This window comes from Allobosea sp. (genome assembly GCF_017308075.1).
Classification (GTDB): Bacteria; Pseudomonadota; Alphaproteobacteria; order Rhizobiales; family Beijerinckiaceae; genus Allobosea.
This window is the reverse complement of record NZ_JAFKFX010000061.1, coordinates 1-18,652: the sequence shown is the minus strand read 5'-3', so window position 1 is coordinate 18,652 and position 18,652 is coordinate 1. Positions and strand designations below refer to the sequence as shown.

The following is an 18,652-nucleotide window of genomic DNA, read 5'->3' as shown; positions in this document are numbered from 1 at the left end:
TCATGAAGCGTATCGACTGCATTTGCATTTTCATGGCCGCACTACCGCCATAACCTGTCCGAACCGGCGCATTGCGTGCGGTTTCCGGAGGAACCCGGCCGGCCCGGCACGACCTGCCGGCCAGCCTGACGAGAAAGGACCGGCTTCGTGAGCCTCGTGCGCCTTGTTTATGCCAGCGAAAGCCGCCTCGTCGAGGTCAATCGTCGTATGGAACTCGCCCGGATGCTCGCGACGGCGCAGCGGCTCAATGCCGACAATCATGTAACCGGTTTTCTCCTGGCGACACCCGGCGCCTTCGCGCAGGTTCTCGAGGGCGAGGCGGAGAATGTCGCCGAAACCTATGGCCGCATCGTGGTCGATCCGCGCCACGCCAATCTGCGCCTGCTGGCCCGGGAGCCGATCGAGCGGCGCGGCTTCGCCGACTGGTCGATGGCCCTCTCCGAGCAGGACGAGACCAATGACTTCATCTTCTCGCTCTATGGCGTGACGCCGGAGGCCGATCTCTACGCCCAGCCGACCGACACCCTGCTCGATCTCGCCGGCGAGTTCGCCAGCCAGATCAGGTGAACCCTATCCCGACATGAAAAAGGGGCGGCAAAGGCCGCCCCTTCCGGTGGCTGTCGCCTGCTGCGCGGGGCTCAGGTCACGAAGAAGCTCTGCGTGCCATGAGCCTCGATCGCCTCCGCCAAGCGGCTCAGCGCATGCACATAGGCGGCGGTGCGCATCGAGACGCCCTTATCCTTCGAGACGCCCCAGATCGCCCTACCCTCGCGCTCCATGATCGTGCGCAGCCGGTCATGGATCTCCTCGAGCGGCCAGTAGAAGCCCTGGCGGTTCTGCACCCACTCGAAATAGGAGACGGTGACGCCACCGGCATTGGCGAGGATGTCCGGCAGGACGATCACGCCTCGCTCGTCGAGGATGGCATCGGCCTCGCTGGTGATCGGCCCGTTGGCGAGTTCGAGGACGATGCGCGCCTTGACCTGCGCGGCATTGTCCTCGTGGATCATGTTTTCCAGCGCCGCCGGGACCAGCAGATCGCAATCGACGCCGATCAGCGCATCCGCCGAAAGCGCTTCGTGGCCATGGGCTCCGACGGTGGAGAGCACCGACTTGCCGCTCGCCTTGGCCGAGAGCAGCGCCCCGATATCGAGCCCGTTCGGCGCGAACACGGCGCCTTCCGAATCCGAGACGGCGACGATCTTGTGCCCGTCGCCGTCGAGCAGGCGCGCGATGAACTGGCCGGCATTGCCGAAGCCCTGCACCGCGACGCGCATGCCGTCGCCGAGGCCGAGTTCACCGGCGAGGTGCCGCACGAGGTAATAGCCGCCGCGCGCCGTCGCGTCGTTGCGGCCGAGCGAGCCACCGAGGGCGATCGGCTTGCCGGTGATCACGGCCGGCTCCGCCTGACCGACGATCTGCGCGTATTCGTCGGCCATCCAGCCCATAATCATGGCGTTGGTGTAGACGTCCGGCGCCGGGATGTCGCGATCAGGCCCGATGATGCGCGCGAAGGCCTGGATATAGGCGCGCGCCAGGCGCTCCAGTTCAGCCTTCGAGAGCTGCCGCGGGTCGACCTGGACCGCGCCCTTGCCGCCGCCATAGGGCAGGTTCATCACGGCGCATTTGAAGGTCATCCAGAAGGCGAGCGTCTCGACCTCGTCGATGGTCGAGGACGGGTGGAAGCGGATGCCGCCCTTGGTCGGGCCGCGCGTGTCGTCATAGCGGCAGCGCCAGGCCAGGAAGGATTTCCGCGAGCCGTCATCCATGCGGATCATCAGCCGGGCTTTGGTCGTCTCGCGTGCGAATTTCAGCTTCTCGATCACGTCCGGGTCGATATTGAGATGCCGGGCCGCGTCATCCAGTCGGACGAGCGCATGGTCGAGGAGGCTGTCTTCGGACATCGAAGTTTCCTGTACGTGAGCGAGGAAGAGGCAATCGCATAATCAGAAGGCACGGCGGGTACAAGGGCGAACCACGCAGTTCGAACCATACAAAAATGCGGCAGCGACGACCCGCCGCACCCGAAAGCACCCCGATCTCAGCCCGGGACCGCATAATCTGCGAAGCCTGCGCTCTCAGCCGCCCCATTCCGGTCTTTTGTTGCGGCGCAACGAAAAAGGGCGGCCCGGAGGCCGCCCTTTCGAAAACCGTGATTGTCGGCCTCAGGCGGCCTGCTCGTCCTCGGCCGTGAAGACCGGGCCGGAATCCTTGCCCTTGGCCTCGACGTCGCGATCGACGAACTCTATCACCGCGAGCGGAGCGTTGTCGCCGAAGCGGAAGCCCGCCTTCATGATGCGCAGATAGCCGCCATTGCGCTCCTTGTAGCGCGGGCCGAGCACCTCGAAGAGCTTGCCGACCAGGGCGACGTCCTTGATCTGCGCGATCGCCTGGCGGCGGGCATGCAGGTCGCCGCGCTTGCCGAGGGTCACCAGCTTCTCGACGACCGGACGCAGGTCCTTGGCCTTCGGCAAAGTGGTGGTGATCTGCTCGTGCTTGATCAGGGCCTGAGCCATGTTGGCGAACATCGCCTTGCGATGCTCAGCCGAGCGGTTGAAACGACGACCGCGAAAACCGTGACGCATGATTGGCTCCTTCGTTGCTTACGGCCGCCGTGCCACGGAACGGCCGTCCCTTATGCTCCGGCGCGGAATGCGCCGTGCCGAAAGGCGCAGGCCTGAGCCTGCGCCTTGTTGAACTCTCAGTAGTGCTCTTCGAAGCGCTTCGCCAGCTCTTCGATGTTCTCCGGCGGCCAGCCGGTGACGTCCATGCCGAGATGCAGGCCCATGGTGGCGAGCACTTCCTTGATCTCGTTCAGCGACTTGCGGCCGAAGTTCGGGGTGCGCAGCATCTCGCCCTCCGACTTCTGGATGAGGTCGCCGATATAGACGATGTTGTCGTTCTTCAGGCAGTTCGCCGAACGCACCGAAAGCTCGAGCTCGTCGACCTTCTTGAGCAGCGCCGGGTTGAAGGGCAGCTGCGGCGCGGTCGAGACGGCCTCTTCCTTGCGCGGCTCCTCGAAGGTGATGAACACGGCGAGCTGGTCCTGCAGGATGCGGGCGGCGAGAGCCAGCGCGTCCTCCGGCGAGACCGAGCCATTGGTCTCGATCGCCATGGTCAGCATGTCGCGGTCGAGGTTCTGGCCCTCGCGGGTGTTCTCGACGCGATAGGAGACCTTCTTGACCGGCGAGTACAGGCTGTCGACCGGGATCAGGCCGATCGGCGCGTCCTCGGGACGGTTCTGCTCGGCCGGGACATAGCCCTTGCCGGTGTTGACCGTGAACTCCATGCGGATCTCGGCGCCGTCGTCCAGCGTGCAGAGCGCCAGCTCGGGGTTCAGGATCGACACGTCGCCGACGGTGTTGATGTCGCCGGCGGTGACGACGCCCGGACCGGTCTTGCGCAGGGTCATGCGCTTCGGCCCCTCGCCCTGCATCTTCAGCGCGATGGCCTTGATGTTGAGGACGATGTCGGTGACGTCCTCGCGAACGCCCGGGATCGAAGAGAACTCATGCAGCACGCCGTCGATCTGGACGGCGGTGACCGCCGCCCCCTGGAGCGAGGAGAGCAGCACGCGGCGCAGGGCGTTGCCGAGCGTCATGCCGAAGCCGCGCTCCAGCGGGCGCGCGATCACGGTGGCTTGACGCTTCGGGTCGTCCCCGACCTTCACTTCGAGCTTGTTCGGCTTGGACAAATCCTGCCAGTTCTTGCTGATCACGACCGCACTCCTGGTGCTTCAATGCAATGGCGACGGCGGGCCGCCCCGTACCGGCACCCGCCCTTGCGGGTGCCGCAATCCGATCCGCGGCTCAGACGCGGCGGCGCTTGCGCGGCCGGCAGCCATTGTGCGGGATCGGGGTCACGTCACGGATCGAGGTGACGGTGAAGCCGGCGGCCTGCAGCGCACGCAGCGCCGACTCGCGGCCCGAACCGGGACCGGTGACCTCGACCTCGAGGGTACGCATGCCATGCTCGGCGGCCTTGCGGGCGGCATCCTCGGCCGCGATCTGGGCGGCATAGGGGGTCGACTTGCGCGAGCCCTTGAAGCCCATCGTGCCGGCCGACGACCACGAGATCGTGTTGCCCTGCGCGTCGGTGATGGTGATCATGGTGTTGTTGAACGAGGCGTTCACATGCGCGACGCCGGAGACGATGTTCTTGCGCTCGCGACGACGAATGCGCTGGGCTTCCTTGGCCATGGTCTTTCTTTCATCCTTCAGGCGCGCCCGTCATGCCAGGCGCTGGGGAGAGAACTTTCGGCCGTCATGCCCGGGCTTGACCCGGGCATCTCCGGCCGGAGAGGCGCAGCGTGGCGACCTCGTCACGAGACGGCCGGGTCGAGCCCGGCCATGACGTTCGGCTCGGCCGAACGTTACTTCTTCTTGCCGGCGATCGGCTTCGCCTTGCCCTTGCGGGTGCGGGCGTTGGTATGGGTACGCTGACCGCGCACCGGCAGCGAGCGGCGATGACGCAGGCCGCGATAGCAGCCGAGATCCATCAGACGCTTGATGTTCATGGTGACTTCGCGGCGCAGATCGCCCTCGACGAGGTAGTCGCGGTCGATCGCCTCGCGGATCTGCAGCACTTCGGCGTCGGTCAGCTGGTTGACGCGGCGCTCGGCCACGATACCGACCTTCTCGCAGATCTCCTGCGCCTTGGCGGCGCCGATGCCGTGAATGTACTGCAGCGCGATGACGACGCGCTTGCCGGTCGGAATGTTGACGCCCGCAATACGAGCCATGGCTTCACCTCTCCATGTCGGCCGCGATGCCCGATGGCGTTCGCGGCAATTGAAAGAACCCCGCGTCCGGTGGAGGCCGGCCCCTGCGAGGCGTTGAATCCGTTCCATGCGAGAATGCGACACCGCCCCTTCTCGCGAAGGCGTCGGCATCGCTCTATGAAACCGGATGGCCGGCTGTTAGTCGCTCCGGCCCGGGCTGTCAAGCCGGACCGGAGCCCTGGGCGGGTACCCAGCCCTCACTTCTTCACGAGGTTGCACTTGCTCTCGGAGAGCGGCGCGATGATCTCGGAAGCCGGGATCTTGCGGACGACCTTGAAATAGTCCCAGGGCGCCTTGGACGCCGAGGGAGCCTTGGCCTCGACCAGCAGCATGTCGTTCAGCAGCCGGCCATCCTCGCGGATCTTCGCGCCCGGCGCGTAGAAATCCTCGACCGGCAACTCCCGCATCTTGGCCGCGACGGCCGGGCCGGCGGCGGTGCCGGCCGCCTTCACCGCCTTGAGATAGTGCAGCACCGAGGAATAGACGCTGGCCTGGATCATGCCCGGCATCTTCTTGGTCCGCGCCATATAGCGATCGGCCCAGTCGCGGCTCGGCTTGTCGGCATCGTGATAATAAGCGGTGGTGGTGATCAGCCCCTTGGCCTTGTCGAGGCCGAGCCCGTGCACGTCGCTCAGCACCACGACCATCGCTGCGAGCTTCTGGCCGCCGTCGACCAGGCCGAATTCGCCAGCCTGCTTGATCGAGTTGATCGTGTCGGTGCCGGCATTGGCGAAGGCGACGATCTTGGCCTTGGAGGCCTGCGCCTGCAGCAGGAAGGACGAGAAGTCCGGCGTCGAGAGCGGCGCCCTGACGGTGCCGAGCGTCTTGCCGCCATTGGCCGCGACGATCCTCTCGATATCGGCCGTGAGCTGATGGCCGAAGGCATAGTCGGCGGCGATGATGTACCAGCTGTCCCCGCCCTCGCGCAGGATCGACAGCGCCGTGCCCTTGGCGGAGGTCGCGGTGTCGAAGGTCCACATGAAGCCGGTCGCCGAACAGTCCTCGTTGAAGAGGCGCGTCGTCGCCGGCCCGTTGTAGAGCGTGACCTTCTGCCGCTCCTTGGCGATGCCGGCGACCGCGAGCGCGACCGCCGAATTGGTCAGGTCGGCGATCGCGGTGACGCCGTCGACATCATACCAGCGCCGGGCGAGGCCCGCCGCGATGTCGGGCTTGTTCTGGTGATCGGCGGCGACGATCTCGATCGGCTTGCCCAGCACCGAGCCGCCGAAATCCTCGATCGCCAGCTTCGCCGCCTCGACCGAGCCGAGCCCGCCGAATTCGGCATAGTTCCCCGACTGATCGTTGAGAACGCCGATCTTGACCGCATCCTGTGCCCGCGCGGTCGGCGCGGCTGCCAGCAGCGCAGCCGCCACAAGGCAAGCAACCCGTTTCATGCTGTCCTCCCGTCTCCGGCCGGCCCGCCGGCGATGGCGGATCGCCACCGCGCTCGACTGTCGCCGGTCCGTGTCTCGGCCTTCATGGGCCTGTGCCGAGTTCAGTTTCCGGAAGGAGATGTGTCAATTGCCTCAGCGGAGCGCGAAACCGTGCCCGCGCTGCCGCAAATCCGCACAACCCTGATTTGCGGAGCCCGAGGCCTCACCGCTTGCGGACGAACTCCGTGCGCAGGACGAGCCCCTTGATGCCCTCATAGCGGCAATCGATCTCCTCGGGATTGCCCGTCAGCCGGATCGAGCGGATCACCGTGCCCTGCTTCAGCGTCTGGTTCGCGCCCTTGACCTTGAGGTCCTTGATCAGCGTCACCGAGTCGCCATCGGCGAGGACGTTGCCGGACGCGTCGCGCACCTCCGGCACCGCCGCGGCGGCAGCCGCCATCTCCGAAGCCGGGCGCCATTCGCCGGTCGCCTCGTCATAGACGTAATCGTCGTCGGCCATCATTCCACTCCACTGAAAAAGCCGCGCGGCGAGCACCGCGCGGCTTGTGAACTTGAAACCTGCGCGAGGCTCTCAGCCCGCCAGCGCCTTCTCGATCGCCGAGGTCACATTGTCGATCGGCTGCATGCCGTCGATCGCGGTCAGCTGGCCACGCTTCTCGTAATAGGGTGCGACCACCGCGGTATCGCGGTTATAGGCCTGCAGCCTTGTCTTGAAGACCTCGGGATCATCGTCCTTGCGCACCGGCTGGCCGGCGGCCTTCGCCTCTTCGGCGCGCCGCACGATCCGGTCGACGAGCTTGCTCTGGTCGACCTTGAGCTCCAGCACCTTGTCGAGCTTCAGCCCCTTGGAGGCCAGCATCTCGTCGAGCGCCTCGGCCTGGGCCAGCGTCCGCGGAAACCCGTCCAGGATGAAGCCCTTCTTGGCGTCCGCCTCCTCGATCCGATCGGCGACGATGCCGATGACGATCTCGTCGGAGACCAGCCCGCCGGCATCCATCACCGCCTTGGCCTTGACGCCGACCGGCGTTCCGGCCGCGACCGCAGCCCGCAGCATGTCGCCCGTCGAGAGCTGCGGAATGCCGTGCTTCTCGACGATGCGTACCGCCTGAGTGCCCTTCCCCGCCCCTGGCGGCCCCAGGAAGATCAGTCTCATCAGCGCTTTGCCCCCCGCAGCTTCGCCTTCTTGACCAGCCCTTCATATTGATGGGCCAGCAGATGCCCGTGGACCTGCGCCACGGTATCCATCGTCGTCGTCACCACGATGAGCAGCGAAGTGCCGCCCAAGAGGATGATCGGAATCTGGGCATAGGAGATCATCATCTCCGGGATCAAGCAGACGATAGTCAAATAGCCGGCGCCGAGCACGGTGATGCGCGTCAGCACGCGGTCGATATGCTCCGCGGTACGCTCGCCAGGGCGGATGCCCGGCATGAAGCCGCCATGCTTCTTGAGGTTGTCCGCCGTCTCGACCGGATTGAACACGATCGCGGTGTAGAAGAAGCAGAAGAAGATGATCAGCGCCGCGTACAGGATCATAAACAGCGGCCGGCCATGGGCGAGATAGGTGGCGATCGTCGCCAGCACACCCGTTCCGCCCGAAGCCTGCGAGAAGCTCGCGATCGTCGTCGGCAGCAGCAGCAGCGACGAGGCGAAGATCGGCGGAATCACGCCTGCGGTGTTGAGCTTCAGCGGCAGGAACGAGGTCTGGCCCTCATACATGCGGTTGCCGACCTGGCGCTTCGGATAGTTGATCAGCAGCCGGCGCTGGGCGCGCTCGATGAACACGACGAAGGCGATGACGACGACCGCCATGACCATCACGCCGAGCAGCAGGCCGGTCGAGATCGCGCCCTGGCGGCCGAGCTCGAGGGTCTGTGCCAGCTGCGCCGGGAACTCGGCGATGATGCCGCCGAAGATGATGATCGAGGTGCCGTTGCCGATGCCGCGGCTGGTGATCTGCTCGCCGAGCCAGAGCAGGAACATCGTGCCGCCGACCAGGGTGATGGTGGTGGAGACCAGGAAGAACGGCCCCGGCTCCAGGACGAGATTGCCCGAGCCCTGCAGGCCGACCGCGATCGCCCAGGCCTGGAACAGCGCCAGCACCAGGGTCAGATAGCGGGTGTACTGGTTGAGGATCTTGCGACCCGCCTCGCCTTCCTTCTTCAGCGCTTCGAAGCTCGGCACAACGCTGGAGAGCAGCTGCACGATGATCGAGGCCGAGATGTAGGGCATGATGTTCAGGGCGAAGATCGCCAGACGGCCGACGGCGCCGCCCGAGAACATGTTGAACATGCCGAGCACACCCTGCTGGGTCTGCTTGAAGAGATCGGCGACCGCGTCCGGGTTCATGCCGGGCAGCGGAATATAAGTACCGAGCCGGAAGACGATCAGCGCGCCCAGGGTGAACCAGATTCGCTTCTTCAGTTCGTCCGCCTTGGCGAACGCGGCGAAATTCAGGTTTGAAGCAAGCTGTTCAGCCGCCGATGCCATGCGTCCGGTCCTTCGGTGATAGTCAGACAGTCGAACGGCGGCCAGGGCTTCAGGCCCGGCCGCCGTTCGCGTTCAGTCATGTAAGCGTAGCGATCACGCCTGTGAAGCGGCAGCCGTCAGGATCTTGACCGAACCGCCGGCCTTCTCGATCGCCTCGACGGCGGACTTCGACGCACCGGCGACCTCGAAGGCGAGCTTGGTCTTGAGCTCGCCCACGCCGAGGATCTTGACGCCGTCGCGCGCAGCCTTGGTGATCACGCCGGCGGCGACGAGCGCCTCGAGCGTGACGGCACCCTTGGCATCCAGCTTGCCGGCCTCGACCGCCTGCTGGATCCGGCCGAGATTGACCTCGTTCAGCTCGCGGGCAAACAGGTTGTGGAAGCCGCGCTTCGGCAGGCGCCGATAAAGCGGCATCTGGCCGCCCTCGAAGCCGTTGATCGCGACACCAGCGCGGGAGGTCTGGCCCTTGACGCCACGCCCGCCGGTCTTGCCCTTGCCGGAGCCAATGCCACGGCCGACGCGGATGCGCGACTTGGCGGCACCGGCGTTGTCACGGATATCAGTGAGTTTCATGTTCGCCCCTCCTCACTTCGCGTCGACGACGCGGACGAGGTGCTTGACCTTCTCGACCATGCCACGCACGGCCGGCGTGTCCTGCAGGGTCGACTGGCGGCGGATCTTGTTCAGGCCGAGACCGATCAGGGTCTGGCGCTGCGACGCGTCGCGGCGGATCGGGCTACCGATCTGCTCGACGGTGAGGGTCTTCTCGGACTTTGCCATAGAACCCTCCTCACGCTTCGGCCGCGGCATCGGTGCCGGCATCGCGACGACGCGTCTGCAGGGCCGAGACCTTCAGCGAACGCCGGGCGGCGACGCTGCGCGGGCTGTCCTCGTTCTTCAGCGCGTCGAAGGTGGCGCGCACGAGGTTGTAGGGGTTCGAAGAGCCGAGCGACTTCGACACGACGTCCTGCATGCCGACCGCCTCGAAGACGGCGCGCATCGGGCCGCCGGCGATGATGCCGGTACCGGCCGGGGCAGCGCGCAGCACGACCTTGCCGGCGCCGTGGCGGCCGTGGACGTCGTGATGCAGGGTGCGGCCCTCGCGCAGCGGGATACGGACGAGACCGCGCTTGGCGGCTTCCGTGGCCTTGCGGATCGCCTCGGGAACTTCACGGGCCTTGCCGTGGCCGAAGCCGACGCGGCCCTTCTGGTCGCCGACGACGACGAGCGCAGCGAAGCCGAAGCGACGCCCGCCCTTCACCACCTTGGCGACGCGGTTGATGTGGACCAGACGGTCCACGAATTCGGAATCGCGCTCTTCGCGATCCTGACGGTCACGAGGTTCTCTCGCCATGTCATCCTCTTACTTGCGCGGACCAGGGCCAGGGACCCCGCCGCTCGCTCGAGCGCCCCGGATGGGGCAGCCACTATAATGCGGTGCGCGGAGAACCCACCGGGTTCCCCGCGCACCGCAATTCCTGAACGTCAGAAGCTCAGCCCGCCTTCGCGAGCGGCATCGGCCAGCGCCTTGACGCGGCCGTGATACATATAGGAACCGCGGTCGAAGACCACTTCCTTGACGCCGGCCTTGAGCGCACGCTCGGCAATGATCTTGCCGATCTGCGCAGCCGCCACGACATTCGCGCCCGACTTGATGTCGCCACGGATGTCCTTGTCCAGCGACGAAGCGGAAGCGAGCGTCACGCCCTTCCCGTCGTCGATGATCTGGGCGTAGATCTGCTTGCCAGTGCGGTGCACCGACAGGCGGGCGCGACCATTGGCAACCGCCTTGATCGCGCGGCGGACGCGGGCCTTGCGGCGCGCAGTCGCAACTGTCTGCTTGCTCATCCCTGCCGTCCTTACTTCTTCTTGCCTTCCTTGCGGAAGATGAACTCGCCAGCGTACTTGACGCCCTTGCCCTTATAGGGCTCGGGGCCACGATACTCGCGGATCTCCGCGGCGGTCTGGCCGACGACCTGCTTGTCGATGCCGGCGACGACGATTTCCGTCGGCTTCGGCGTCGTGATCGTGACACCTTCCGGGATCGTGTAGTCGACGTCGTGGCTGAAGCCGAGCGACAGCTTCAGAACCTTGCCGGCAACCGCAGCCTTGTAACCGACGCCGTTGATCTCGAGCTTCTTCTCGAAGCCCGCAGTGGTGCCGATGACCAGGTTGTTGATGCGGGCACGCGAAGTGCCCCAGAGCGAGCGGGCGCGCTTGCTCTGCGAACGCGGCTGGACGGCGATGGCGCCGTTCTCCAGCGCGACCGAGACGTCGTCGGGAACCTCGAAGGACATCTCGCCCTTCGAACCCTTGATCTTGACCAACTGGCCGGAAACGTTGGCGGTGACGCCAGCGGGGACCAGAACCGGCCTCTTACCGATACGAGACATTGGATTTCTCCTGATGAGCAGCCGTGCCTGAAAGGTCAGAAGACCTTGCAGAGCACTTCGCCGCCCACGTTCTGCTCGCGGGCAAGGTGATCGGGCATGACACCCTTCGGCGTCGAGATGATGGTGACGCCGAGGCCATCGGCCACGCGCGGCATCGTCTCGACCGAAGAGTAGACACGGCGGCCGGGCTTGGAGACCCGAGAGATCGACCGGATGACCGGCTGGCCCTCATGGTACTTCAGCTCGATGTCGAACTCGGTCCGGCCATTGCCGAACTCGGTCTGGGTGTAGCCGCGGATATAACCCTCGGACTGAAGCACGTCGAGCACGCGGGCGCGCAGCTTCGAGCCAGGGGTCGAGACGCGCGACTTGCGCCGCAACTGAGCGTTGCGGATGCGGGTCAGCATATCTCCGAGCGGATCGATGATCGCCATGATGCTACCTCCTCACCAGCTCGACTTGACGAGGCCGGGAACCAGCCCCTTGTTGCCGAGCTCGCGCAAAGCAACGCGCGACATCTTCAGCTTGCGGTAGAACGCCCGCGGGCGGCCGGTGACTTCGCAACGGTTCCGCACGCGAATGCCGGCGGAGTTGCGGGGCAGTTCGGCCAGCTTGAGGCGAGCGAGGAAGCGCTCGTCCATGGACTGGCTTTCGTCATTGGCGATCGCGAGAAGCCGCGCGCGCCGGCCCGCGAACTTCTTCACGAGCGCCTTGCGGCGGTTGTTATTCTCGACGGAGCTTTTCTTAGCCATCGATGTCTCCTGGTTTCCGCGTATGAGCCGGTCGGCTCACTGCCGGAACGGGAAGTTGAAGTGCTTGAGCAGGGCGCGAGCTTCGTCGTCCGACTTCGCAGTCGTGCAGACGATCACGTCCATACCCCAGACCTGGTCGACCTTGTCGTAGTTGATCTCCGGAAACACGATGTGCTCCTTGATCCCGAGCGCGAAATTACCGCGCCCGTCGAACGACTTCGGGTTGAGACCGCGGAAGTCGCGCACGCGCGGCAAGGCGATGGTGACGAGCCGGTCGACGAACTCGAACATCTTGGTCTTGCGCAGCGTGACCTTGCAGCCCACCGCCATGTTCTCGCGCAGCTTGAAGCCGGCGATGGCGAGGCGGGACTTGGTGATGACCGGCCGCTGACCGGCGATCAGGGCGAGGTCGCCGGCGGCGTTGTCGACCTTCTTGCGGTCGGCCGTCGCTTCACCAACGCCCATATTGATGACGATCTTCTCGATCGTCGGCACTTCCATGACGTTCTTGTAGCCGAACTCGGCGATCATGGCCGGACGGACAACGTCCTCGTAGTGCTTCTTCATACGCGGCGTCAGGGCCGCCTGCTGATTGTCAGCCATCGATCAGATCCCCCGAACGCTTGGCGAAACGGACCTTGCGGCCGTCATCGAGCACCTTGAAGCCGACGCGGGTCGGCTTGCCGTCCTTCGGATCGGCGACGGCCAGGTTCGACAGGTCGATCGTGGCTTCCTTGCTGATGATGCCGCCCTCGGACTGCGCCGTGGCCTTGGTGTGCTTCTTCACCAGATTGACGCCACGCACGACGGCGCGGCCGTCCTTCGGCAGGACCTGGAGGACTTCGCCATCCTTGCCCTTGTCGCGGCCGGCGAGCACGACGACCTTGTCGCCCTTCTTGATTTTCGCAGCCATTACAGCACCTCAGGAGCGAGCGAAATGATCTTCATGTGGTTCTTGGCGCGCAGCTCGCGCGGAACCGGTCCGAAGATACGGGTGCCCACAGGCTCCTTCTGGTTGTTGATCAGAACGGCCGCATTGCGGTCGAACCGAATCACCGAACCGTCCGGACGCTTGACGTCCTTGGCCGTGCGAACGACGACCGCCTTCATGACGTCGCCCTTCTTCACGCGGCCGCGCGGGATGGCTTCCTTGATGGAGACCACGATAATGTCGCCGATGCGGGCATAGCGCCGCTTCGAGCCGCCGAGAACCTTGATGCACATCACGCGGCGGGCGCCAGAATTGTCGGCGACCTCGAGATTCGTCTGCACCTGGATCATGGCCTTGATCCTTCCATTCCATATCAGCGCGGTTTCCGGACGAGAGCTTTAGGCTCCGCCCGGACTACGACTGACGGGGGTCGATCGCCCCCTGGCCTCGAAATGACTTTACGCTTTCGGCGCGCCGTCGAGCACAACCCAGCTCTTCAACTTAGAGATGGGCTTGGATTCCTCGATCCAGACCTGATCACCGATCTTGGCCACCTCGCCCTCATCGTGGGCGTGGTAGTTTTTCGAACGGCGAACCGTCTTCTTGAGGAGCGGGTGCGTATACCGCCGCTCCACCTTAACCACAACAGTTTTGTTCTGCTTGTCGCTGACGACGACGCCCTGCAGCACGCGCTTCGGCATGGTCTAACTCCTCAGGCGCTCGCGGCGACGGTCTTGGACCGCTGCAGCGTCTTGATGCGGGCGATCTCCTTGCGGACCTCGGTGACGCGCGAGGTGTTCTCGAGCTGGCCGGTGGCGCGCTGGAAACGCAGGTTGAACTGCTCCTTCTTGAGCTTCAGGAGCTCTTCCTGGAGCTGGTCCGTGCTCATCACCTTGAGATCGGAAAGGCGTTGCGTAGCTTTCATGTCGCCCTCCTTACTCGGCGATGCGCTGGATGAAGCGGGTCTTGATCGGGAGCTTGGCCGCCCCGAGACGCAGCGCCTCGCGGGCGGTGTCCTCGGCGACGCCGTCGATCTCGAACATGATCCGGCCCGGCTTGACCTTGGCCGCCCAATACTCGGGCGAGCCCTTGCCTTTACCCATGCGGACTTCGGTCGGCTTCTTGGAAACCGGCACGTCAGGGAACACGCGGATCCAGACGCGGCCGGCGCGCTTCATGGCGCGGGTGATGGCACGACGGGCAGCCTCGATCTGACGGGCAGTGATGCGCTCGGGCATCATCGCCTTCAGGCCGAACTGGCCGAAGTTGAGGTCCGTGCCGCCCTTGGCGGCGCCGGAGATGCGCCCCTTGAACTGCTTACGGAATTTAGTGCGCTTTGGTTGCAGCATGGCTCTTCTCGATCAGCCTTACGCAGCCTGCTCGCGACGTTCGCGACGCTCACCACCGGAGCGGCCGCCCTCGTCCGAGAGGCGCTTGTCCTGGGCCATCGGGTCGTGTTCCAGGATCTCGCCCTTGAAGATCCAGACCTTGATGCCGCACGTCCCGTAGGTCGTGAAGGCGGTGCCGACACCGTAGTCGACATCGGCGCGCAGCGTATGCAGCGGCACGCGACCTTCGCGATACCATTCCAGGCGCGCGATCTCAGCCCCGCCGAGACGGCCCGAGCAGTTGATGCGGATGCCCTCGGCGCCCAGACGCATGGCCGACTGAACGGCCCGCTTCATGGCGCGACGGAAAGCGACGCGGCGCTCGAGCTGCTGGGCGATCGAGTCGGCGACCAGGGTCGCGTCGATCTCCGGCTTGCGCACCTCGACGATGTTGATGGTGACGTCGGCGTTCGTCAGCTTCATCACCGCCTTGCGGAGCTTCTCGATGTCGGCGCCCTTCTTGCCGATCACCACGCCCGGGCGAGCCGAGTGGATGGTGACGCGGCACTTCTTGTGCGGGCGCTCGATGATGATCTTCGAGACGGCGGCCTGCTTCAGCAGCTTCATGAGGGCGGCGCGGATCGCCATGTCCTCGTGGAGCAGCTTGCCATATTCGCCCTTGTTGGCGAACCAGCGCGAATCCCAGGTCCGGTTGATGCCGAGACGAAGGCCGATCGGATTGATTTTCTGACCCATCGTTCTCTCCTCAGGCCTTGGCCGCCTGGACTTCGCGCACCACGATCGTGATGTTGGCGAAGGGCTTCATGATGCGGGCGCCACGGCCGCGGGCGCGGGCGTGGAAGCGCTTCATGACCAGCGCCTTGCCGACGAAAGCCTGGGCGACGACGAGATCGTCGACGTCGAGATCATGATTGTTCTCGGCGTTGGCGATCGCGCTCTGCAGGCACTTGCGCACATCGGTCGAGATCCGCTTGCGCGAGAACTCGAGATCGGCGAGCGCGGTCGAGACCTTCTTGCCACGGATGAGCTGGGCGAGAAGATTCAGCTTCTGCGGGGAGACGCGGAGGTTGCGGGCAACCGCAACCGCCTCGTTCTCAGGCAGCGCACGGGGGGCGGAGGGCTTTCCCATGGCTTACTTCCTCTTCGCCTTCTTGTCGGCAGCGTGGCCGTGGAAGGTGCGGGTCGGCGAGAACTCGCCGAACTTGTGACCCACCATCTCCTCGGACACGGCGACCGGCACATGCTTGTGGCCGTTGTAGACGCCGAACGTCAGACCGACGAACTGCGGCAGGATCGTGGAGCGGCGGCTCCAGATCTTGATGACTTCCTGCCGGGTCGCCGAACGGGCGACCTCGGCCTTTTTCAGAAGGTATCCGTCGACAAACGGACCTTTCCAAAGCGAACGCGCCATGACGGACCTCAGTTCTTCTTCTTGCGGGCGTGACGGCTCGACACGATGAAGGTGTCGGTCCGCTTGTTCGAGCGGGTCTTCTTACCCTTGGTCGGCAGACCCCAGGGCGTGACCGGATGACGGCCGCCCGAGGTGCGGCCTTCACCGCCGCCATGCGGGTGGTCGACCGGGTTCATCGAGACGCCACGGTTGTGCGGACGGCGACCCAGCCAGCGCGAGCGCCCTGCCTTGCCGTCGTTCGTGTTCATGTGGTCCGGGTTCGAAACCGCACCGACGGTCGCATAGCACTGGCCGCTGATCAGGCGCTGCTCGCCGGAGTTCAGACGAACCACGACATAGCCCTGGTCGCGACCGACGATCTGGGCGTAGTTGCCGGCCGAACGCGCAAGCGCCCCGCCCTTGCCGATCTTCAGCTCGACATTGTGGACGATCGTGCCGATCGGCAGCGAGCCCATGGGGGCGGCGTTGCCGGGCTTCACGTCGACCGAGTCGCCGGAGATCACGGTGTCGCCGACCGCCAGGCGCTGCGGCGCCAGGATGTAGGACTGGACGCCGTCGGTATAGGTGATCAGCGCGATGAAGGCGCTGCGGTTCGGATCATACTCGATCCGCTCCACGGTCGCCGGGATGCCGGCCTTGCCGCGACGCTTGAAGTCGATCAGACGCAGCGTGCGCTTGTGGCCACCGCCGCGGAAGCGGACGGTGATGCGGCCGTTGTTGTTGCGGCCGCCCGAGGACGACTTGCCCTCGGTCAGCGCCTTGACGGGCTTGCCCTTGTAGAGCTCGCTGCGGTCGACGATCACGAGCTGGCGAAGGCTCGGCGTGACCGGCTTGAAATGCTTCAAAGCCATGTTGTCGATCCTCTCTTACAGGCCCGTGGTCACGTCGATGGAGTGACCTTCTTCGAGGGTCACGACCGCCTTCTTGACGTCCGAGCGCTGGCCGAGCCGGCCCCGGAAGACCTTGACCTTGCCCTCGGTGACCAGCGTGTTGACGCTCTTCACCTTGACGTCGAACAGCTTCTCGACCGCCGCCTTGATCTGCGGCTTCGTCGCGGTCTTGGCAACCTCGAAAACGACCTTGTTGTGCTCGGAGAGCATGGTCGCCTTCTCGGTGATCACCGGGCTGACGATGACGTCGTAGTGCCGCGGATCCATGTTCTTGGACTGGCTCATTTGAAGCGCGCCTCCAGCGCATCGACAGCCGAGCGCGTCAACACGAGCTTGTCGCGACGCAGGATGTCATAGACGTTGATACCCTGAACCGGCAGGACGTCGACATTCGGGATCGAGCGCGCGGCCAGGCCGAAGTTCGCATCGATCTCGGCGCCGCCGATCACCAGCGCGCTCGACAGGTCGAGCTTGCTGAAATGGCCGAGCAGGATCTTGGTCTTCGGCTCTGCGAGCTTCGCATCGTCGATGATGATCAGGCCGGCATCCTTGGCCTTGGCCGAAAGCGCATGGCGCAGGGCCAGGGCCTTCACCTTCTTCGGCAGGTCGTGCGCGTGATCGCGCACCACCGGCCCGAAGGCCTTGCCGCCGCCGCGGAACTGCGGGGCCGAAGCGGCGCCGTGGCGAGCGCCGCCGGTGCCCTTCTGCTTGTAGATCTTCTTGCGGGTGCGATCGATCTCCGAGCGGCCCTTGGTCTTGTGCGTACCGGCGCGACGCTTGGCCAGCTGGTAGCGGACCATGCGTGCGAGCAGGTCGGCGCGCGGCTCGAGGCCGAAGATCGCGTCCGAAAGCTCGACGGAACCGGCGTTACCGCCTTCGAGAGTGGTGATATCGAGCTTCATCACGCGTTCTCCTCAACCGTCTCGGCCGCAGGAGCCTGGGCGTCGCCACCGGCGACCTTGAACTTGCCCGGAAGCGGAGCGTCCTTCGGCAAAGCGCGCTTGACCGCATCGCGGACATGGATCCAGCCACCAGCCACGCCGGGGACCGCGCCCTCGACCAGAATCAGACCGCGCTCGACATCCGTCTGGACGACGCGCAGGTTCTGCGTGGTCACGCGATCGACACCCATATGGCCGGGCATCTTCTTGTTCTTGAAGGTCTTGCCGGGATCCTGGCGACCGCCGGTCGAACCGATCGAGCGATGCGAGATCGAGACGCCGTGCGTGGCGCGCAGACCACCGAAGTTCCAGCGCTTCATGCCGCCGGCGAAACCCTTACCGGTGGTGGTGCCGCTGACATCGACGAACTGGCCGACGACGAAATGGTCGGCGGTGAGCTCGGCGCCGACCGGGATCAGCGCGTCGTTGCTGACGCGGAACTCGACGAGCTTCTGCTTCGGCTCGACCTTGGCGACGGCGAAATGGCCGCGCTGCGCCTTCGAGACGTTCTTGACCTTGGCCAAGCCCGACCCGAGCTGCACGGCGACATAGCCGTTCTTCTCGACCGTGCGATGCGCGACAACCTGGCAGTTGTCGAGCTTCAACACCGTGACCGGGATATGCTCGCCGGCATCGGTGAAGATGCGGGTCATCCCGACTTTCTGTGCAATCACACCGGAACGCATCGGTGCACACCTTCCCTTGGGGTCATGTCCATCCGGGAAAGCACCCGGAAACAGAGGACCCGATGATGGATCAGAGCTTGATTTCGACGTCGACGCCGGCGGCGAGATCGAGCTTCATGAGGGCGTCGACCGTCTGCGGGGTCGGGTCGACGATATCGAGAACCCGCTTATGGGTCCGCATCTCGAACTGCTCGCGCGACTTCTTGTCGATGTGCGGCGAGCGGTTGACGGTGAACTTCTCGATCAGCGTCGGCAGCGGGATCGGGCCGCGAACCTGGGCGCCAGTCCGCTTCGCGGTCGAGACGATCTCGCGAGTCGAAGCATCGAGGATGCGATGATCGAACGCCTTGAGGCGGATCCGGATATTCTGACCGTTCATGGTCTTGTTATCTCCGTGACGTGAAAAGGCGAAGGCCCGCAAAGGGCCTTCGCCCTCAGATCAGCCAGCGTTACGCGAGGATCGTTGCGACGACGCCAGCACCGACGGTGCGGCCGCCTTCACGGATGGCGAAGCGCAGCTTCTCTTCCATCGCGATCGGCACGATCAGGTGCACTTCCATCGAGATGTTGTCGCCCGGCATCACCATCTCCGTGCCTTCCGGCAGGTGCACCACGCCGGTCACGTCCGTCGTGCG

At 65.1% G+C, this 18,652-nt stretch carries 32 protein-coding genes; 1 reads left to right on the top strand and 31 read right to left on the bottom strand.

From position 1 onward, the window contains the following. The first annotated feature begins 147 nt into the window (after window positions 1–147). On the top strand, window positions 148–567 hold the full coding sequence (locus tag J0J10_RS26810) for a BLUF domain-containing protein (RefSeq protein ID WP_291650644.1): 420 nt from the start codon (window positions 148–150) through the stop codon (window positions 565–567). Window positions 568–638: 71 nt separating this feature from the next. On the opposite strand, the gene J0J10_RS26805 is transcribed toward J0J10_RS26810, so the two are convergent. The 31 genes from J0J10_RS26805 to J0J10_RS26655 all read right to left on the bottom strand — a co-directional run. Further along, window positions 639–1,904, bottom strand: a complete 1,266-nt coding sequence (locus tag J0J10_RS26805) for a Glu/Leu/Phe/Val family dehydrogenase (protein ID WP_291650641.1) — start codon at window positions 1,902–1,904, stop codon at window positions 639–641. Window positions 1,905–2,165: 261 nt separating this feature from the next. Next, the gene (gene rplQ, locus J0J10_RS26800; protein WP_291641527.1) at window positions 2,166–2,585 is read right to left on the bottom strand and encodes a 50S ribosomal protein L17; all 420 of its coding nucleotides are present in this window, start codon (window positions 2,583–2,585) and stop codon (window positions 2,166–2,168) included. A 116-nt stretch (window positions 2,586–2,701) separates the two neighbouring features. Next, entirely contained in the window at window positions 2,702–3,718 is a 1,017-nt protein-coding gene (locus tag J0J10_RS26795) for a DNA-directed RNA polymerase subunit alpha (RefSeq protein ID WP_291641529.1), read from the bottom strand. Window positions 3,719–3,809: 91 nt separating this feature from the next. Continuing rightward, window positions 3,810–4,199 carry a 30S ribosomal protein S11 gene (gene rpsK, locus J0J10_RS26790; RefSeq protein ID WP_291641531.1) on the bottom strand — a complete coding sequence of 130 codons (390 nt, stop codon included), beginning with the start codon at window positions 4,197–4,199 and terminating at the stop codon, window positions 3,810–3,812. Between the two features lie 173 nt (window positions 4,200–4,372). After that, on the bottom strand, window positions 4,373–4,741 hold the full coding sequence (gene rpsM / locus J0J10_RS26785) for a 30S ribosomal protein S13 (protein ID WP_291650639.1): 369 nt from the start codon (window positions 4,739–4,741) through the stop codon (window positions 4,373–4,375). 236 nt (window positions 4,742–4,977) lie between these two features. Beyond that, window positions 4,978–6,174 (bottom strand): ABC transporter substrate-binding protein, encoded by a 1,197-nt coding sequence (locus J0J10_RS26780; protein ID WP_291641535.1) that lies wholly within the window; start codon window positions 6,172–6,174, stop codon window positions 4,978–4,980. A 202-nt stretch (window positions 6,175–6,376) separates the two neighbouring features. Then, entirely contained in the window at window positions 6,377–6,673 is a 297-nt protein-coding gene (locus tag J0J10_RS26775) for an alkylphosphonate utilization protein (protein ID WP_291641538.1), read from the bottom strand. 72 nt (window positions 6,674–6,745) lie between these two features. Further along, window positions 6,746–7,327 (bottom strand): adenylate kinase, encoded by a 582-nt coding sequence (locus J0J10_RS26770; RefSeq protein ID WP_291650637.1) that lies wholly within the window; start codon window positions 7,325–7,327, stop codon window positions 6,746–6,748. Further along, window positions 7,327–8,664, bottom strand: coding sequence for a preprotein translocase subunit SecY (secY, locus tag J0J10_RS26765; RefSeq protein ID WP_291641542.1), 1,338 nt, complete (start codon window positions 8,662–8,664; stop codon window positions 7,327–7,329). The genes J0J10_RS26770 and secY overlap by 1 nt, the downstream gene beginning before the upstream one ends. A 93-nt stretch (window positions 8,665–8,757) precedes the next feature. Next, window positions 8,758–9,237: a 50S ribosomal protein L15 gene (rplO, locus tag J0J10_RS26760; RefSeq protein WP_291641544.1), complete on the bottom strand. Its 480-nt coding sequence runs from the start codon at window positions 9,235–9,237 to the stop codon at window positions 8,758–8,760. Between the two features lie 12 nt (window positions 9,238–9,249). Continuing rightward, the gene (gene rpmD / locus J0J10_RS26755) at window positions 9,250–9,444 is read right to left on the bottom strand and encodes a 50S ribosomal protein L30 (RefSeq protein WP_291641546.1); all 195 of its coding nucleotides are present in this window, start codon (window positions 9,442–9,444) and stop codon (window positions 9,250–9,252) included. A 10-nt stretch (window positions 9,445–9,454) separates the two neighbouring features. Beyond that, window positions 9,455–10,018 (bottom strand): 30S ribosomal protein S5, encoded by a 564-nt coding sequence (rpsE, locus tag J0J10_RS26750; RefSeq protein ID WP_066480040.1) that lies wholly within the window; start codon window positions 10,016–10,018, stop codon window positions 9,455–9,457. A gap of 131 nt (window positions 10,019–10,149) precedes the next feature. After that, the gene (rplR, locus tag J0J10_RS26745; RefSeq protein ID WP_291641550.1) at window positions 10,150–10,512 is read right to left on the bottom strand and encodes a 50S ribosomal protein L18; all 363 of its coding nucleotides are present in this window, start codon (window positions 10,510–10,512) and stop codon (window positions 10,150–10,152) included. 11 nt (window positions 10,513–10,523) lie between these two features. Then, a complete protein-coding gene (rplF, locus tag J0J10_RS26740; protein ID WP_291641553.1) occupies window positions 10,524–11,057 on the bottom strand; it encodes a 50S ribosomal protein L6 in 534 nt (177 codons plus the stop codon). Between the two features lie 35 nt (window positions 11,058–11,092). Next, window positions 11,093–11,491, bottom strand: a complete 399-nt coding sequence (gene rpsH / locus J0J10_RS26735; RefSeq protein WP_291641555.1) for a 30S ribosomal protein S8 — start codon at window positions 11,489–11,491, stop codon at window positions 11,093–11,095. Window positions 11,492–11,503: 12 nt separating this feature from the next. Beyond that, window positions 11,504–11,809 (bottom strand): 30S ribosomal protein S14, encoded by a 306-nt coding sequence (rpsN, locus tag J0J10_RS26730; RefSeq protein WP_110489257.1) that lies wholly within the window; start codon window positions 11,807–11,809, stop codon window positions 11,504–11,506. Window positions 11,810–11,845: 36 nt separating this feature from the next. Next, window positions 11,846–12,412, bottom strand: a complete 567-nt coding sequence (gene rplE, locus J0J10_RS26725; RefSeq protein ID WP_291641560.1) for a 50S ribosomal protein L5 — start codon at window positions 12,410–12,412, stop codon at window positions 11,846–11,848. After that, entirely contained in the window at window positions 12,405–12,722 is a 318-nt protein-coding gene (gene rplX / locus J0J10_RS26720; RefSeq protein WP_066480055.1) for a 50S ribosomal protein L24, read from the bottom strand. Before rplX ends, rplE begins: the two co-directional genes overlap by 8 nt. Next, on the bottom strand, window positions 12,722–13,090 hold the full coding sequence (rplN, locus tag J0J10_RS26715) for a 50S ribosomal protein L14 (RefSeq protein ID WP_066480057.1): 369 nt from the start codon (window positions 13,088–13,090) through the stop codon (window positions 12,722–12,724). The genes rplX and rplN overlap by 1 nt, the downstream gene beginning before the upstream one ends. Before the next feature lie 108 nt (window positions 13,091–13,198). Beyond that, a complete protein-coding gene (gene rpsQ, locus J0J10_RS26710) occupies window positions 13,199–13,441 on the bottom strand; it encodes a 30S ribosomal protein S17 (RefSeq protein ID WP_066480058.1) in 243 nt (80 codons plus the stop codon). An 11-nt stretch (window positions 13,442–13,452) separates the two neighbouring features. Continuing rightward, entirely contained in the window at window positions 13,453–13,665 is a 213-nt protein-coding gene (gene rpmC / locus J0J10_RS26705; protein ID WP_291641566.1) for a 50S ribosomal protein L29, read from the bottom strand. A gap of 10 nt (window positions 13,666–13,675) precedes the next feature. Then, entirely contained in the window at window positions 13,676–14,089 is a 414-nt protein-coding gene (gene rplP, locus J0J10_RS26700) for a 50S ribosomal protein L16 (RefSeq protein ID WP_291641568.1), read from the bottom strand. Between the two features lie 18 nt (window positions 14,090–14,107). Continuing rightward, entirely contained in the window at window positions 14,108–14,824 is a 717-nt protein-coding gene (gene rpsC / locus J0J10_RS26695) for a 30S ribosomal protein S3 (protein WP_291641570.1), read from the bottom strand. Window positions 14,825–14,834: 10 nt separating this feature from the next. Further along, on the bottom strand, window positions 14,835–15,218 hold the full coding sequence (rplV, locus tag J0J10_RS26690) for a 50S ribosomal protein L22 (protein WP_066480071.1): 384 nt from the start codon (window positions 15,216–15,218) through the stop codon (window positions 14,835–14,837). Between the two features lie 3 nt (window positions 15,219–15,221). Further along, complete coding sequence (gene rpsS, locus J0J10_RS26685) at window positions 15,222–15,500, bottom strand: 30S ribosomal protein S19 (protein ID WP_066480075.1); 279 nt, start codon at window positions 15,498–15,500, stop codon at window positions 15,222–15,224. 8 nt (window positions 15,501–15,508) lie between these two features. After that, the gene (gene rplB, locus J0J10_RS26680) at window positions 15,509–16,351 is read right to left on the bottom strand and encodes a 50S ribosomal protein L2 (RefSeq protein WP_291641573.1); all 843 of its coding nucleotides are present in this window, start codon (window positions 16,349–16,351) and stop codon (window positions 15,509–15,511) included. Window positions 16,352–16,366: 15 nt separating this feature from the next. Next, window positions 16,367–16,675: a 50S ribosomal protein L23 gene (locus tag J0J10_RS26675; RefSeq protein ID WP_291641576.1), complete on the bottom strand. Its 309-nt coding sequence runs from the start codon at window positions 16,673–16,675 to the stop codon at window positions 16,367–16,369. After that, window positions 16,672–17,292, bottom strand: a complete 621-nt coding sequence (gene rplD / locus J0J10_RS26670; RefSeq protein WP_291641578.1) for a 50S ribosomal protein L4 — start codon at window positions 17,290–17,292, stop codon at window positions 16,672–16,674. The genes J0J10_RS26675 and rplD overlap by 4 nt, the downstream gene beginning before the upstream one ends. After that, entirely contained in the window at window positions 17,292–18,017 is a 726-nt protein-coding gene (gene rplC / locus J0J10_RS26665; protein WP_291641580.1) for a 50S ribosomal protein L3, read from the bottom strand. Before rplC ends, rplD begins: the two co-directional genes overlap by 1 nt. A 70-nt stretch (window positions 18,018–18,087) precedes the next feature. Beyond that, the gene (gene rpsJ, locus J0J10_RS26660) at window positions 18,088–18,396 is read right to left on the bottom strand and encodes a 30S ribosomal protein S10 (protein ID WP_043237115.1); all 309 of its coding nucleotides are present in this window, start codon (window positions 18,394–18,396) and stop codon (window positions 18,088–18,090) included. Window positions 18,397–18,466: 70 nt separating this feature from the next. Continuing rightward, window positions 18,467–18,652 (bottom strand): EF-Tu C-terminal domain-related protein (locus tag J0J10_RS26655; RefSeq protein ID WP_465247260.1); only part of this gene is annotated, 186 nt, incomplete at its 5' end.